General features: G+C 71.0%; 11 protein-coding genes. 7 read left to right on the top strand and 4 right to left on the bottom strand.

All coding sequences use genetic code 11. The features are described 5' to 3' along the window. Positions 1-20 precede the first annotated feature (20 nt). Positions 21-1,760 carry an MFS transporter gene (locus HKK72_RS19210; RefSeq protein WP_187235764.1) on the bottom strand — a complete coding sequence of 580 codons (1,740 nt, stop codon included), beginning with the start codon at positions 1,758-1,760 and terminating at the stop codon, positions 21-23. A gap of 119 nt (positions 1,761-1,879) precedes the next feature. Here HKK72_RS19210 and HKK72_RS19205 point away from each other — a divergent pair, with 119 nt between their 5' ends. After that, positions 1,880-2,635, top strand: a complete 756-nt coding sequence (locus HKK72_RS19205) for a TetR/AcrR family transcriptional regulator C-terminal domain-containing protein (RefSeq protein WP_187235763.1) — start codon at positions 1,880-1,882, stop codon at positions 2,633-2,635. Between the two features lie 18 nt (positions 2,636-2,653). On the opposite strand, the gene HKK72_RS19200 is transcribed toward HKK72_RS19205, so the two are convergent. After that, positions 2,654-3,484 carry a TIGR02452 family protein gene (locus tag HKK72_RS19200; RefSeq protein WP_187235762.1) on the bottom strand — a complete coding sequence of 277 codons (831 nt, stop codon included), beginning with the start codon at positions 3,482-3,484 and terminating at the stop codon, positions 2,654-2,656. Between the two features lie 125 nt (positions 3,485-3,609). Between HKK72_RS19200 and HKK72_RS19195 the strand changes: the two genes are divergently transcribed. The 5 genes from HKK72_RS19195 (at position 3,610) to HKK72_RS19175 (ending at position 10,043) form a co-directional block, all read left to right on the top strand. Next, positions 3,610-4,356: a hypothetical protein gene (locus HKK72_RS19195; RefSeq protein WP_187235761.1), complete on the top strand. Its 747-nt coding sequence runs from the start codon at positions 3,610-3,612 to the stop codon at positions 4,354-4,356. Positions 4,357-4,612: 256 nt separating this feature from the next. Beyond that, positions 4,613-6,130, top strand: a complete 1,518-nt coding sequence (locus tag HKK72_RS19190) for a 3' terminal RNA ribose 2'-O-methyltransferase Hen1 (RefSeq protein WP_187235760.1) — start codon at positions 4,613-4,615, stop codon at positions 6,128-6,130. Beyond that, complete coding sequence (locus HKK72_RS19185) at positions 6,127-8,769, top strand: polynucleotide kinase-phosphatase (protein ID WP_187235759.1); 2,643 nt, start codon at positions 6,127-6,129, stop codon at positions 8,767-8,769. The genes HKK72_RS19190 and HKK72_RS19185 overlap by 4 nt, the downstream gene beginning before the upstream one ends. A gap of 36 nt (positions 8,770-8,805) precedes the next feature. Then, on the top strand, positions 8,806-9,738 hold the full coding sequence (locus tag HKK72_RS19180) for an aminoglycoside phosphotransferase family protein (RefSeq protein ID WP_315987334.1): 933 nt from the start codon (positions 8,806-8,808) through the stop codon (positions 9,736-9,738). Between the two features lie 59 nt (positions 9,739-9,797). Beyond that, positions 9,798-10,043: a zf-TFIIB domain-containing protein gene (locus tag HKK72_RS19175; RefSeq protein ID WP_187235758.1), complete on the top strand. Its 246-nt coding sequence runs from the start codon at positions 9,798-9,800 to the stop codon at positions 10,041-10,043. A 270-nt stretch (positions 10,044-10,313) separates the two neighbouring features. Here HKK72_RS19175 and HKK72_RS19170 read toward each other — a convergent pair whose 3' ends face one another. Then, positions 10,314-10,703, bottom strand: coding sequence for a RidA family protein (locus HKK72_RS19170; RefSeq protein ID WP_187235757.1), 390 nt, complete (start codon positions 10,701-10,703; stop codon positions 10,314-10,316). A 62-nt stretch (positions 10,704-10,765) separates the two neighbouring features. Between HKK72_RS19170 and HKK72_RS19165 the strand changes: the two genes are divergently transcribed. Further along, positions 10,766-11,368, top strand: coding sequence for a CGNR zinc finger domain-containing protein (locus tag HKK72_RS19165; RefSeq protein WP_187235756.1), 603 nt, complete (start codon positions 10,766-10,768; stop codon positions 11,366-11,368). Between the two features lie 67 nt (positions 11,369-11,435). On the opposite strand, the gene HKK72_RS19160 is transcribed toward HKK72_RS19165, so the two are convergent. Next, a complete protein-coding gene (locus HKK72_RS19160) occupies positions 11,436-14,129 on the bottom strand; it encodes a PQQ-dependent sugar dehydrogenase (protein WP_187235755.1) in 2,694 nt (897 codons plus the stop codon). Positions 14,130-14,191 lie beyond the last annotated feature (62 nt).

Raw genomic sequence — 14,191 nt, 5'->3', positions numbered from 1 at the left:
GTGGGTGGTGGCGTTTGTGCTTAGTGGGAGGGGGCGGCGTCGGGACGGGCGCGCCGGGGGAGCAGGAACGAGAAGGCGCAGGTCAGCAGGAGCAGCCCCATCTCGAGCAACAGCGTGAACTCCAGCGCGCCGATGAAGCCTCGCTTCGCGCCGTCCTGCCCCGCCTGACCGACGGCGGCACCGATCCGGGCGGCCTCCTGGGGGTTCGCGGCGATGGTGGACCGGACCGTCCGGTCCACCATCGCACAGCTGGCGGGGGTCGTCGCCGGATCCTCTTCCTCGGCCCGGTCGCGGGCGCAGACCTTCAGGTCGACGGCGATCTGCTGCCGTACGGCGGTGGGCACCCCGGCGGAGGCCAGCTCGGCACGCAGCCTCGGAGCCGTGTCGTCGGCGCCGCCAGACACCTGGCCGCCGAGCAGGCCGAAGAACAGCGTTCCGAGCACGGCGATGCCCAGGGCGCCGCCGAGTTGCTGGATCGCGGTCAGAGTGCCCGATGCGGTGCCGGTCTCGTGCGCGTCCACGCCCGCCAGCACGGTGTCGAAGAACGGCGCCATCACCATGCTCATCCCGAAGCCGATGACCAGCAGGGCAGGGACGAGCTGCCACAGGGTGACGCCGACGCCGGCCGCCTTCAACGTGGCGTACATCCCGATGATGCCGAGGGTCATGACCAGCGTGCCCAGTTGCAGCACCACGCGGCCGTGCTTCTGGGCGGCGCCGGCGGTCGCGCCGAAGCCGATCACCATGCCCACCGCCCAGGGCGCTCCGGCCAGCCCCGCCTTGAGGGGTGAGTAGCCGAGGCCCATCTGGACGAACAGGTTGAACACCAGGCTGTAGCCGATCATGCCGGCGAAGAACAGCACGGCGAAGACGAGCCCTCCGGTGAAGGCGCGCTTGCGGAACAGGCTCGGCGTCACGAGGGGGTCCCCGCCGGCGCGGTGCACCCGCAGCTCGTACCAGGCGAAGATCGCGAACACGACGGCCGAGGCGGCCGTCGAGACGAAGGTCCAGGCCGGCCAGCCCAGTTCGCGGCCCTGCACGAGCGGGAAGATGATCAGGGTCGCGGCCGCGGTCGCGAGCAGCGCGCCAACGATGTCGAGCCGTGGCGCGCGGGGCGGGCGGAACTCCGGCAGGAACTTCAGCCCCGCGACGATGGCGGCCAGGCCAAGTGGCAGGTTGATCAGGAAGATCATCCGCCAGCCGGTGCCGAAGAGGTCGGCCTCGACGAGCCAGCCGGCCAGGATCGGGCCGCCGACCGCCGACAGGCCCATGACCGGCCCGAACGCGCCGAACGCCTTGCCCATCTCCTTCTCGTCGAACATCTCCTTGATGATGCCGAGGCCCTGCGGGATCATCACGGCGCCGAAGAGGCCCTGGAGCACGCGGAAGGCGATCAGCATCCCCGGTTCCTGGGCGACGCCGCACAGCACCGAGCCGGCGGTGAACCCGGCGGCTCCGATGAGGAACATCCGCTTGCGGCCGAAGATGTCGCCGAGGCGGCCCCCGGTGATCAGGCCGACCGCCATCGCGAGGACATAACCGGCGCCGAGCCACTGGATGGTGGTGTACGAGCCGCCGAGCTCCAGCCGGATCGTGGGAGAGGCGATGTTCGTGACGGTGGAGTCGAGCAGGTCCATGACCTCCGCGGCCAAGATCACGAACAGGGCGACCCAGCGCCAGCGGTAGGGCTGCGGCACCGGTTCGGGTACGGGCGAACGGGCCGAGGCGAGTGTTCCGGACGCTTCGAGAGCTTCTGGCATGAGGTGACCCCGTAGTAACGACGTTCGTATGACGAACGCTGTTCTACGCTTGAACGGCATTCGTGTCAAGAGCGTCGTTCGACCCGAGAACGCTGTTCGCCTCAAGTACGATTCCCGCCATGGGCCCAGCAGAGGGAGACGATGAGCTGACGGCCGAGACCGGGCGATCGGCCGACCAGCGCGTTCCGGTCCCGCCGTGGCGCAAGCCGCGCAAGGCCGCCCCGCCGAAGCAGCCGCTCAGCCAGGAAGCGATCCTCGAGACCGCGCTGCGGGTGTTGCGCGCCGAGGGCCTCGACGCGGTCACCATGCGCAGGGTCGCCCAGGAGCTCGGCACCGGGCCGGCCTCCCTCTACGCCCACGTGTCGAACAAGGACGAGCTGCTCGAGCTCATGCTCGACCACATCGCGGCCGAGATCTCCGTACCCGAGCCCGACCCCGCCCGCTGGCAGGAGCAGATCAAGGAGGTCGCCCGGGAGGCGCGGCGGGTCTGGAGCGCCTACGCCGACATCTCGCGTGTATCGCTGGGCAACATCCCGACCGGCCCGAACCAGCTGACCATCGCCGAGGGCCAGCTCGCGATCATGCGGGCGGGAGGGGTGCCCGACCAGATCGCCGCGTGGTTCGTCGACCGGCTCGGGCTGTTCATCGACGCCGACGCGCTGGAAGGCTCGATGTACGTCTCCAGGCTCAAGGAGGGATGGGACGCCGAACGCTACTTCGGCCAGATCCGGGAGTACTACATCAGCCTTCCGCGGGAGCGGTTCCCCCTCATCGTCTCGATGACCGACACGCTGATGACGGGCGGAGACGAGGAGCGGTTCGAGTTCGGGCTCGACCTGATGGTGCGCGGCCTGGCGTCCTACGTCACCGAGTGACCGGGTGCGCCGCCGACCTCACGCGAACGTCCGGCGGAAGGCGGCCAGCCGCGGTTCCCCCGGCACCGTGTCGTACACCGCGAAGACGACGTGGCCGAACCGTCCGGTGAACTGCCCGCCGCCTAGCAGCTGCCCGGCGAAGGCCTCGGCGACCTCGGCCGGATCGTTGCGGAACACCCCGCACCCCCAGGCGCCGAGCACCAGGCGCCGATGTCCGTTCGCCTCCGCCATGGCGAGCAGCTTGGCGGCCCGCAGTGCCAGCACCTCGGGGATCCGATCCGCGGCCGCCGGGTCGCGGATGGCGCCTCGGTTGGGCGCCGGCGAGGTCAGGAAGGCCACGTCGTACGGTTCTTCGAGCAGCTCCCCCGAGTCGTCGCGGAATACCGGAACGCCGGGCGAGTAGATCATGTGGTCGCTGTAGAGCAGATCGCCCTGTGCCCGGTGGAAGTCGTAGAACTCGCGGCCCGCGCGCAGCGATGCGTACAACCCCGACGACCTGGCGAGGCCCTCCTCCTGGGCGTGCGCGCCGTTGAGGAAACCCCCGCCCGGGTTCTTGGCCGAGGCGAAGTTCAGGCAGGCGACCTCGTCGTCGGGCAGGCCCGACAGCCTCCGGGCGGCGGCCAGCGTGGTCTCGCCGGTCACCTCGATCATGGTCGGCAGCGCCGGGGACGATGAGGGCCGGGAGAGGAGTGTGTTCAGCTCCGCCGGGCGGTAGACGCGGGTGCCGTCGACCGCGCGGGCCAGCCGTGCGGACACGTCCACGGTGCGTCCCGAGGGCGTCGCGTACGAGCCCTGCTCGAGGATTTCGACGGTGTGCTGGGCGATCGCTCGCCGGGGATGTCTGCTCATGTCGGAATGAGTCTCCCGAATGATCACTACATCCGCCAGCCTATTTGTTACCATTCCGAGACGTTTTCCCCGGTAAACCTCTCTTTACTGTCGGACGTCAAGGAATTGTGAATATCTCTGCACTGATGACGCGTTGCGGTGCCGCGGCGGCCATGACGGCGATGGTCATCGTCACCGGCGCCTGTGGGGACGACGGCGCGAACAAGGGCTCCGCTGCCCCGCCGGCCAAGGCCACTCCCACCGCTCCGGCCGACAACGGAATCGCGGCCAAGTCCGCCGACGAGATCGTCACGGCGGCCAAGAACGCGTTCGGCACTGCGACATCCGTGCATGTCAAGGGTCGCTTCGAGGAGGAGGGCGACAAGATCGCCATCAACCTGGTTCTGGGCCGCGACGGGACCAAGGGCACGATCACGGCGCCGATGAACGGCAAGAGCTACCTCGTCTCGCTCATCAGCGTTGACGACAAGTTCTACATGAAGAGCCCGAAGCTCTGGCGTGCCGTCGGGGGCGCAGCGGCGGCGAACCTGATCGGCAACCGCTGGGTGCTGATTCCCAAGAAGGACTCGAAGGACTTCGAGGACTTCGAGCAACTGGCCGACCTCGAGAAGTTCTCGGACGAGATGTTCGGGTTCGACGACGAGGTGTTCACCAAGGGAAGCACCACCGTGGTGGACGGCAAACCGGTCATCACGCTCAAGGGGTCGGACAGCATCGTGTACGTCGCGACCACGGGCACGCCCTACTTCATCAGGCTCGAACCCAGCTCACCGGCGGAGAAGGGTCAGGCGATCCAGTTCCTCGACTACAACGCACCCGTGAACGTGACGGCGCCGACCGACGTCCTGGATCTGGCCGAGCTCCAGTCCTGATCTCACGGGGGCCTGGCCCGACGTCGGCTGCACCCGGGTACGGGTAGATCGCTAGCCTCGAACGTGGCATCGGGTCGAATGGGATCGACGTTTGTTGCGGACATTTCGGGAATACCAGTTTCCTGTTTCCCAAAGCGACAAATGGTGTCGATGTGGGGCGGCTCAGCGCGCCCGCCGCTGAGCGTTCGGAAGGCAGGTCGTCGGCGCGGGCAAAACCGGTGGGCCGTGAACGCGGCCGTCGGGAAGAATGCGGCGCGTGCTGTTGACGATCACGACCACCGTCTCGCCTGCGACCGATCTGGGCTTCCTGCTGCACAAGCACCCGGACCGGGTACAGGTGTTCGAGCAGGCCTTCGGCACCGCCCACGTCTTCTACCCGGACGCGAGCCCGGATCTGTGCACGGCCGCGCTGCTGCTGGACGTGGACGCGGTGAGCCTGGCCCGGACGCGTGGCAAGAGCTCGCCGGACTTCACACTCGGCCAGTACGTGAACGACCGGCCGTACGCGGCCTCGTCGCTCCTGGCCTCGGCGATGGCGGGCGTCTTCCGTACGGCCATGCGCGGGCGGTGTGACACCAGGCCCGACCTGGCGGGCGCGCCGATCCCGCTTCGGCTGGGGCTTCCGGCCCTTCCGTGCAGGGGCGGACCTGAGGCGGCCCGGCGGCTCTTCGAGCCGCTCGGCTGGACCGTCGACGCGCGTCCGGTGCCCCTGGACGAGGAGTTCGCCGAGTGGGGCGACTCCCGCTACGTCACGCTCGGCCTGACCGGTGACGTGCGCCTCGCCGACGCCCTCAACCAGCTGTACGTCCTGCTGCCGGTGCTCGACGACGCCAAGCACTACTGGATCGCTCCCGACGAGGTCGACAAGCTGATCCGGGCGGGGGACGGCTGGCTGGCCGCACATCCGGAACGGTCCCACATCACCCGCCGTTACCTGGCCAACCGGCGCGGCCTGGTGCGTACGGCGCTCAGCCGGCTCGCCGAGGCCGACGACGGCCCCGAGGACGGGCTGGAGCGCGACCCCATCGACGAGGAGCCGACCCTGGGCGCCCCGGCGGCGGCCGGACAAGGCTCGCCCGAGCCAGGCCCAGAGCCAGAGCCCGCATCGGAATCCGACCCCGGACCCGGACCCGGACCGGAACTCGGGCACGAGCCGGGCACGGAGGCGGCGGCACCTCCCATGCGGCTCGCCGAACGGCGCGCACAGGCGGTGATAGAGGCGCTGCACGCCGAGCGCGCGCAGTCGGTCATCGACCTCGGATGCGGCACCGGCAAGCTCCTCACCCACCTGCTGCGGGACCGGTCCCTCCAGCGGGTCGCCGGAACGGACGTATCCCACCGTGCGATCACCATGGCGGCCCGGCGGCTGCGGCCCTCCCCGGGCGACCGGGCACCCCGGCTGGAGATCTTTCAGGGGGCGCTGACCTACACCGACGAGCGGTTCCGCGGCTACGACGCGGCCGTGCTGATGGAGGTCGTCGAGCACGTCGACCCGCCCCGGCTGCCCGCCGTCGAGCGCGTGGTCTTCGGCGACGCCAGGCCGCGCGTCGTCATCGTGACGACGCCCAACCGGGAGCACAACGTGCGGTACGAGGGGCTCGCGTCCGGTGCGATGAGGCATCCCGACCACCGCTTCGAGTGGACTCGGGCGGAGTTCCGGGATTGGGCCGGCCGGGCGGCGGCCGCCTACGGCTACCAGGTGCGGCACGTCGCCGTCGGCGACGACGACCCCGAGGTCGGCCCGCCCACCCAGATGGGGGTTTTCACGCGATGACGCAGATCAGGGTTCCCGAGATGGGGCTGGTCGTGCTGGTCGGGGTGTCCGGGTCGGGCAAGTCGCACTTCGCGCGCAGGCACTTCAAGCCGACCCAGGTGGTCTCCTCGGACTATTGCCGGGCGGTCGTGTCGGACGACGAGAACGACCAGGCGGCGACAGGGGAAGCGTTCGAGCTGCTGCACTACATCGTGCGCACGCGGCTGCGCCGTGGCCTGCTCACCGTGGTCGACGCCACCAACGTGCAGCCGAAGGCACGGCAGTCGCTCGTGGCCATCGCCAAGGAGCACGACGTGCTGTCGGTGGCGGTCGTGCTCGACGTGCCGGAGCGGGTGGCCATGGAGCGCAACGCCGCCCGCCCGGAACGCGACCTGCCCGGCCACGTCGTGCCCCGGCAGCGCCGCGAACTGCGCCGCGGTCTGCGCGGCCTCGGCCGCGAGTTCAAGCGGGCGTACGTGCTGCGCGGCGTCGAGGAGATCGACACGGCGACCGTCGTCCGCGAACGCGCCTGGACCGACCGGCGCGACGTCACCGGGCCGTTCGACCTGATCGGCGACGTGCACGGCTGCCGCGCCGAGCTGGAGGACCTGCTCGGCGAGCTGGGCTACGAGCTGTCCCTGGACGCCCTTGGCCGGCCCGACGGCGCCCGCCACCCGGCCGGCCGCACCGCCGTGTTCCTCGGCGACCTCGTCGACCGCGGGCCGGACACGCCGGGCGTCCTGCGGCTCGCGATGGGCATGGTGAGCGCGGGCACCGCGATCTGCGTGCAGGGCAACCACGAGAACAAGCTCCTGCGGGCACTGCGCGGGCGCAAGGTCACGGTGTCCCATGGGCTGGCCGAATCGCTCGAGCAGCTCGAGGCCGAGCCACCGGAGTTCCGGGCCGCCGCGATCGAGTTCATGGACGGCCTGGTCAGCCACTTCGTGCTCGATGAGGGGCGGCTGGTCGTCGCGCACGCGGGGCTCAAGGAGGCCTACCACGGGCGCGCGTCGGGACGGGTCCGGTCGTTCGCGCTGTACGGCGAGTCGACGGGGGAGACCGACGAGTACGGGCTGCCGGTGCGCTATCCGTGGGCGGAGGACTACCGGGGCAAGGCCATGGTGGTGTACGGGCACACGCCCGTACCGGACGCCGAGTGGGTCAACAACACGATCTGCCTCGACACCGGCTGCGTGTTCGGCGGCCGGCTGACGGCGCTGCGCTACCCCGAGCGCGAGCTCGTCGCGGTGCCCGCGCGAAAGGTCTGGTACGAACCGGTCAAGCCGTTCCCCGCCTCGGCCGGGAACGCCGACGTCGGTGTCGTACCCCGCGCGGCGGACGTGCTCAACATCGACGACGCCCTCGGGCTGCAGGGCGTCGAGACCCGGCTGATGGGCCGCGTCACGGTCCGCGAGGAGAACGCCTGGGCCGCGCTGGAGGTGATGAGCCGGTTCGCCGTCGATCCGCGCTGGCTGGTCTACCTGCCGCCGACGATGGCGCCGTGCGCCACCTCGACGCTGCCGGGTCACCTGGAGCACCCGGCGGAGGCGTTCGACGCCTACCGCTCCCAGGGCGTCGACCGGGTCGTGTGCGAGGAGAAGCACATGGGGTCGCGCGCGGTCGCGGTGGTGTGCGCGGACGCCGAGGTGGCCGCCGCGCGCTTCGGCGTGCGCGACGGCACGAGTGGCGCGCTCTACACCCGTACCGGCCGGCCGTTCTTCAGGGACCCCGCGCTCGTCGCGGGGGTGGTGGACCGGCTCGCGGCGGCCATCGGCTCGGCCGGACTGTGGGACGAGCTCGATACCCGCTGGCTCGCGCTCGACTGCGAGCTGATGCCGTGGTCGGCCAAGGCGATGGAGCTGATCCGCACGCAGTACGCCGCGACCGGTGCCGCCGCCCGCACCGCCCTGCCGGTCGCCGCGGACGTGCTCGAGCGGGCCGCCGCACGCGGCCTCGACCTCGGAGCGCTGCGCGACCGTACGGCACGGCGGCTGGTCAACGCGGACCGGTTCAGGGACGCGTACGCGCGGTACTGCTGGCCCGTCGAGGGCATGTCCGGACTGCGACTCGCGCCGTTCCAGGTGCTCGCCGGCGAGAGCCACCCGTACGCCATCACCCGCGATCACCTGTGGCACCTGTCGATCGCCGACCGGCTGGCCTCGGCCGACCGGCTCACGGGGGCGGACGAGGCGGGCGGGACGGGTGCGCTGCTCACGACGACCGGGTTCCGGGTCGTCGATCTCGCCGACGCCGGGGAGGTCGCGGCCGCCACCCGGTGGTGGGAGGAGCTCACGGCGGGCGGCGGCGAAGGCATGGTCGTCAAGCCGCTCGACCCCGGCCTGGCGGGGATCTCCACGCCCCCCGCGCCCGCCGGCGAGACACCGGACGGCGACCGCCGCAGGCTGGTGCAGCCCGGCGTCAAGTGCCGTGGCCCGGAGTATCTGCGGATCATCTACGGCGCCGACTACACCGAGCCCGCGAACCTGGAGCGCCTGCGGGATCGCTCGCTCGGGCGCAAGCGGTCCCTCGCGATGCGCGAGCACGCCCTGGGCGTCGAGGCGCTCGAGCGGCTGACCGCGGGAGAGTCGCTCTGGCGGATCCACCAGCCGGTCTTCGCCGTCCTCGCACTCGAATCCGAACCGGTCGACCCCCGGCTCTAGCCGGTCGCGGCGTACGGCGGTGCGACACTGTGGGGCGTGACGCTGCTGGATGACCTCGCCCGGGCCGTGCTCGCGGACCTCGGCGACGGGGAAGAGCCCGTGGTGCTGTCCACGCGGCGCGGTGTCCTGGTCGTACGGACCGGCGCCGTCGTGGTCAAGGCGCACCGTGCCGGCACCGACGAGACCGCGCTGCGCCGCCGGCTGGCGATCGCGGCCGATCCGCTGCTCAGCGAGATCCTCCTGCCGCCCATGGAGCCGCTGCGGAGGGTCCGCGACCGGTGGGTCACGGTATGGCCCGCCGGCCGGCCGGTGGACCCGGCCGGTTCGGGCGAGGTCCCCTGGGCCGACGGAGCGCGGCTGCTGGCGCGCCTGCACGCGGTGCCCGCCGAGGCGTTCACCAATGGTGCCGCCGACGGCCCCGTCGCTCTTGCCGGTCCGCCGCCGCTCGCGGGAGGCCCGGCCAGGGTCGCCCGTTCGGTCGCCAGGATGCCGAGCGGAGACCCGGCCGCCGACCAGGTCAGGTCGGCCTACGCGGCGCTGCCCGCGTGGGCGCGTGGCGAGCCGGGCATCGCACCTGCGGGGCCGCGGGCGCTCACGCACGGCGACTGGCATCTCGGGCAGCTCATCGCCACCCCGGGGTCCGGCTGGCGGCTCATCGACATCGACGACCTCGGCGTCGGCGACCCGGTCTGGGACCTCGCGCGGCCGGCCGCGCTGTACGCCGCCGGCGTGCTGCCGCCGCCCGACTGGGAGACCTTCCTCGGCGCCTACCGCGCCGGGGGCGGCTGCGCGCTGCCCGCCGACGGCGACCCGTGGTGGAGGCTCAACGTCTCGGCCCAGTCACTTGCCGTCCAAATGGCCGCTACCTGCGTCGTGATGGCGGCCGACGACGGCCGGCCGCTCGACGAGAACGAGACCGCGCTCGTGCGAGCCTGCGAGAGAATCGCGGCGATGAGCAAGGCGCTATGACATAGGCTGCGCCCTAGTGGACCTTGTACGGGGGATCAGGGAAGGACGGCGAACCGACCATGCAGTGCCCGAAGTGTCGTGGTGCGATGCGCACCTACAACCGCAACGGCGTTCATATCGAGCAGTGTGACCAGTGCCGCGGCATCTTTCTGGACTACGGCGAGCTGGAGGCACTGAGCCGGGCCGAGGCCCAGTGGGTCCAGCCCGCGCCGCCGCCTCCCGCGCACGGAGGACACGGCTACGCGCAGCCGCACTACGGTCACCACCGGCAGAAGAGCATGTTCGGCATGCTCTTCTCCACGTGATCGCCTAGCTGTATATCTCGTTCGGTGGCAGCGCCCTGACCTGCACGGCAGCGCGCTGCCGCCGGACGGGGGCGATCATGACCGACCCTCAGAGGGCACATCGAGGGCCCTCTGTCGCTCTGTGTGCCTGATCGCGTCGGGTTCCTGATGGTGTTGAGGAAGGCGTCCCTGGTCAGCACGCCCGGGAGTCTTGGTGTCGCGCCTCGGATCTGGGACTTGTCGATGCCTGCGGCGCGCACCAGTGCGGGGAGCGGCCCCACGCCGCGGGGGTCACACGACGGCGATGGCGTCGATCTCGACGAGGAACTCGGGGCCTAGACCGGCGACGACGTGGACCGTGATGGCCGGCGGCGGGTCGGCCGGATTCCACACCTGCTGGAAGGCGGCCACACCCTCGTCGAACGTGTGGCCGTCCACCACGGCGATGGACCATTGCACGATGTTCGCCAGGCTCGCCCCTTCGCTCTCGAGGATGGTCGCGAGGTTGCGGAACGCCTGCCTGGCCTGCTCCCCGACCGTGGGGCCGACGACCTTACCGTCGGCGCCGACGCCGTTCTGGCCGCCAATGTAGATCGTCTTCGCCGGCTGTTCGACCACGACGGCCTGGCTGAAGGCCGGGCTGCGGTGGAGTCCCTCGGGGTTGATGTGCCGTACGCCCATGTGTTGCCTCCTCATGTAACCACTTATAGCGGTTCGTACGTGACACCAGTTATAGTGGTTTCATGCGAGCGAGTGCAACCGGGCGGGTTCTGCACGACCCCCGGGGAGGGTCTTTCCGGTTCGACGCCGGCGCTGTCTGCCTGGACTTCGCCCACACGGGCGGCGACGGCCGGTACGCGGTGTTCGAGACCCTCCACAAGCCCGCCGACCTGGGCGAATGGCTGGCCCAACCGCCGCTGGCCGCGGTCATGACGGTCCCCGTGACCGCCCGCGAACTGACCGCGGCCAAGGCCCTGCGCCAGGCGATCTGGGACGCGGCGCACGCCCGGGCGGCGCGTCGCCCGCTCCCCGCCGGGGCGGTGGCCACCATCAACCGGGCCGCGGCCGCGGCGCCGCTGGTCCCCGAACTGGCCGCCGTCGGCACGACCGCGGGGTGGGCGACGCCGGTGCGGGCGACGCAGGCGCTGTCGACCCTGGCGCGGGAGATGATCGAGCTGCTGTCCGGGCCGCTCTCGGGACGCATCCGCGAATGCGCGAGCGACGACTGCCCGCTGGTGTTCGTCGACTCGTCCCGCCCCGGCGCTCGGCGCTGGTGCGCGATGGAGCGGTGCGGTAACCGCCACAAGCTCCGGGCTCTCCGCGCCCGGCAGGCAACAGACCCGTGACGCGGCCTCAGGAGATGCGCGGACAGACGGCCGAGCGCCTGCCAACGTCAAGGCGGCCGGCCCCTCATCACTTGTCGTAGATCTCGAACTCCCACGGTGAGTAGCCCCACTTGGTGCCGCGGGTGGTGCCGTACATCCGCACATAGCGGGCGTCGCGTGGCGTGAAGCCCTGCGTGTCGACCTTGCCGTCGCCGTTCTTGCGGTTGATCACGGTGGTCCAGGTCGTGCCGTTGGCCGACACCTGGATCTGGTAGTTCTTTCCGTACGCGGCCTCCCAGCGCAGGATGAACCGGCCGACCCGCTTGCTCGAGCCGAGGTCGACCCGGAGCCACTGCGGGCTGCTGTACTTGCTGGACCAGCGCGTGTTCAGCTTGCCGTCGACCGCCAGTGCCGCCTCGCGGCCCGGCCCCCACACGCTCGAGGCGGTGACCGGCCGGCCCAGCGCAAGGTTGGTCTTGCGCCGGTACGTCGCGGTGTAGGTCGTCGCGACCTCGGGCGCGGTGATGTTGTGGGCGGCGCTGCCCCCGTCGGACCAGGAGGCGAACTCGTACGGCTGGTCGGCCACCCACTGTGTGCTGGTCGACGCCCCGATGGAGATGCTGGAGCCGACGATGACGGTGGTCTTCAACGGTGCCGCCGCCGTCGTGTCCAGCGCGGTGACATTGAAGCCGGCCGGTGCGGTGTTCAGCGTGATGTCGACCGTCTTCGGATCGAGTCGCAGGCTCGTGGTGTCGCTGAGCCCGTCGGCGTCGGTGACGGTGAGCCGCAGCTCCAGCCAGGACGGGTAGTCGTGGTCGGGCGCGGTGAAGTCCCCGCCGGCCCCGGTCTGCCCGGTGATCTGGTGTTCGTGGCAGTTGCTGGGGCAGTGATGCATGATCAATTTCCAGTCGAGGGCGGAGTCGGGGAGTGCCCCGTCCTCGGGGTCCGTACCGGTTCCGGTGAAGTCGATCTTGTCGCCGACCGCCCACCTGGTGCCGGTCGAGGGACTGGTGATCACGGCGGTGGGCGGGCTGGAGCCCGCCGTGATGGAGGTCTCGGCGATGTCGGTGCCGCCGCGCGGATCGCCGACTCTCAGCCGTACGGTGACGGCCGACCGGGAGGTGTAGGTGAAGCTCGGCTTCGCCGCGGTCGAGTCGTCGTACTCGCCGTCGCCGTCGAGGTCCCACGCGTACGTGAGCGCCTCGCCGTCGGCGTCGCTCGAGCCGGTGCCGTCGAAGTTCACGGTGAGGGGGAGGGCCCCGTAGGTCCGGTCGGACTTGATGGCGGCGACCGGCGGGTTGTTGACGCCGTTGTAGACGAATCGGATGATTCGGCCGCCCGCGAGGTCGACCCCGAAGATGTCGCCGCCCGGGCCGGCCTGGAGGTCGATGAGCCCGCCGGTGTTCGTTGCGAACGTGCTGAGCGCGGCGGTGCTCGGCAGGCCGTTCGTGCCCGGTCGCATCACCCACACGCAATTGCGGTTGTAATCGGTGAAGAAGAGCGCACCTCGGTAGGCCGCCGGGTAGGCGCCGGTCGAGTGGAACGCCACCCCCGTGATCGACGAACTGCCGGTGACGCAGCTCTCACCCGCGACCACCTTCGCGGTGTGGGCGTAGCGGTAGTACGGGGACGTCACCGCGGACGCTCCGGCGGTGTAGAGGTTCTCGCACAGGGTGAGGTTCGCACCGTCGTAGCCGGCCTGCCGCGCGGTGCCCTCGTAGCACGGCCAGCCCAGATTGGTGAGCTTGGCGGTGGCCGACGGGATGCGATTGATCTCTTCCCAGGTCTTGTACCCCACGTCGCCGGCCCAGATCTCGCCGGTGCCCGGCCGAAAGGTGAACCGGAACGGGTTGCGCAGCCCGTAGGCGACGATGCGCTTGGCGTTGTCGTCGCCCGTGGTGGTCGGGTTGCCGGGCGCCGCCTCGCCGCTGTCGGGATTCACTCGGATGATGCCGCCGTCCAGCGTCGTCGGGTCGGCCCGGGTGCGCAGGTCCTGGGAGCGCAGCGCGCCGCCCTCGGCGGTCGGCGGTGCGAGGGCCGTGCCGACCTTGCTCGGCGGGTCACCGCAGGGGTTGTCGGGGGTGACGTCGCTGGCGGTCTGGCTGTCCTGGCCGTAGTCGGTGTAGCCGAAGCTGGCCCCGTCGCCGCCGCCGGCGTACAGCATGCCGTCCGGGCCGAACGCGACCGTGCCCACCGAGTGGCTGGGGAACTGCTGGCACCAGTCCTCGATCAGGACCCGCTCGTCGGCGAGGCCGCCCGCCTGCGCCGGGGGCGTGAGGATCGAGACCCGGCCGCTGACCACGCACCCGTCGCCGGTCCCGCCGGGTGGGCTCGGGCACTGGTCGTCCGTGCCGTTCGCCGAGGGCCACTTCGGATGCGCGCCGCCTATCTCGCCGTTGTAGGCGTACGCGGTGTAGATCCGCGGGTCGGCCGGGAAGTCGGGGTGCAGGGCGAGCCCGAGCATCCCCCGGTCCCAGTAGCTGTGCACCTTCGGGCGCAGGTCCGCGTACAGGGTCGCGGTGGTGTCGGTGAGGGAGTCGAACACCTTGATGCGGCCGTTCTTCTCCGCGACGAAGACGCGGCCGTCGGGGGAGAACTCGATGTTGGTCGGCTGGGTGAGGCCGGTGAAGATCGTCTTCTGCTGGAAGCCGGCCGGGAGCGCGGCGGCGGCCTGCGCACCGTCCCCGGTCACGGCGAGTACGGCGGCGAGCGGCACGGCGAGCGTCACCGCCAGCAGGATCCTCGTGCGACGACCGAACCGGCGCAGCACCGTGGTGACCATGATGAACCCCCTCCACACCCGACCTGAGCAAACGATGCGGCATCTCCCCGCCGAAAGGGACA

Source organism: Actinomadura sp. HBU206391 (assembly GCF_014323665.1).
Lineage (GTDB): Bacteria > Actinomycetota > Actinomycetes > Streptosporangiales > Streptosporangiaceae > Actinomadura_C.
Note: the sequence above shows the minus strand (reverse complement) of the source record. Positions and strands in the feature narration are given on the sequence as shown.